Below are 1,636 nucleotides of genomic sequence, written 5' to 3'. Positions count from 1 at the left end.
CTCAAAACTAAACAAAATTTTAAACCCCGTGTAGGTTTCCGTAATTTTCCTTAGAAAGGAGGTGATCCAGCCGCAGGTTCTCCTACGGCTACCTTGTTACGACTTCACCCCAATCATCTGTCCCACCTTAGACGGCTAGCTCCTAAAAGGTTACCCCACCGGCTTTGGGTGTTACAAACTCTCATGGTGTGACGGGCGGTGTGTACAAGGCCCGGGAACGTATTCACCGCGACATGCTGATTCGCGATTACTAGCGATTCCGACTTCATGTAGGCGAGTTGCAGCCTACAATCCGAACTGAGAACGGCTTTAAGAGATTAGCTTGCCCTCGCGAGTTTGCGACTCGTTGTACCGTCCATTGTAGCACGTGTGTAGCCCAGGTCATAAGGGGCATGATGACTTGACGTCGTCCCCACCTTCCTCCGGTTTGTCACCGGCAGTCTCGCCAGAGTGCCCAACTTAATGCTGGCAACTGACAACAAGGGTTGCGCTCGTTGCGGGACTTAACCCAACATCTCACGACACGAGCTGACGACAGCCATGCACCACCTGTCATTTTGTCCCCGAAGGGAAAATCTTATCTCTAAGATGGTCAAAAGATGTCAAGACCTGGTAAGGTTCTTCGCGTTGCTTCGAATTAAACCACATGCTCCACCGCTTGTGCGGGCCCCCGTCAATTCCTTTGAGTTTCAACCTTGCGGTCGTACTCCCCAGGCGGAATGCTTATTGCGTTAGCTGCAGCACTGAAGGGCGGAAACCCTCCAACACTTAGCATTCATCGTTTACGGTGTGGACTACCAGGGTATCTAATCCTGTTTGCTACCCACACTTTCGAACCTCAGCGTCAGTTACAGACCAGAGAGCCGCTTTCGCCACTGGTGTTCTTCCATATATCTACGCATTTCACCGCTACACATGGAGTTCCACTCTCCTCTTCTGCACTCAAGTCCTCCAGTTTCCAATGCAATTCTTCGGTTAAGCCGAAGGCTTTCACATCAGACTTAAAGGACCGCCTGCGTTCCCTTTACGCCCAATAAATCCGGACAACGCTTGCCACCTACGTATTACCGCGGCTGCTGGCACGTAGTTAGCCGTGGCTTTCTGGTTAGATACCGTCAATACAAGAACAGTTACTCTCCTGCATGTTCTTCTCTAACAACAGAGTTTTACGATCCGAAGACCTTCTTCACTCACGCGGCGTTGCTCCATCAGGCTTGCGCCCATTGTGGAAGATTCCCTACTGCTGCCTCCCGTAGGAGTTTGGGCCGTGTCTCAGTCCCAATGTGGCCGATCAACCTCTCAGTTCGGCTACGTATCATTACCTTGGTAGGCCGTTACCCCACCAACAAGTTAATACGCCGCGGGTCCATCCAAAAGTGATAGCCGAAACCATCTTTTACATAATGACCATGCGGTCATCATGGTTATGCGGTATTAGCACCTGTTTCCAAGTGTTATCCCCCTCTTTTGGGCAGGTTACCCACGTGTTACTCACCCGTTCGCCACTCAATTTTCAATCGGTGTAGCAAGCTACGATGATTGAAAAAAGCGTTCGACTTGCATGTATTAGGCACGCCGCCAGCGTTCGTCCTGAGCCAGGATCAAACTCTCATTTTAGAATTTGTGACTCATTTTT

At 50.4% G+C, this 1,636-nt stretch carries 1 rRNA gene; it reads right to left on the bottom strand.

Annotated features, from left to right (window positions below):
* Positions 1 to 54 precede the first annotated feature (54 nt).
* Positions 55 to 1,617: ribosomal RNA gene (locus FC14_RS00400) — 16S ribosomal RNA — on the bottom strand.
* Positions 1,618 to 1,636 lie beyond the last annotated feature (19 nt).

Source organism: Ligilactobacillus agilis DSM 20509, assembly GCF_001436215.1.
GTDB lineage: Bacteria > Bacillota > Bacilli > Lactobacillales > Lactobacillaceae > Ligilactobacillus > Ligilactobacillus agilis.
The sequence above is the reverse complement of the archived record's forward strand: the minus strand, read 5'-3'. Positions and strand labels throughout refer to the sequence as shown.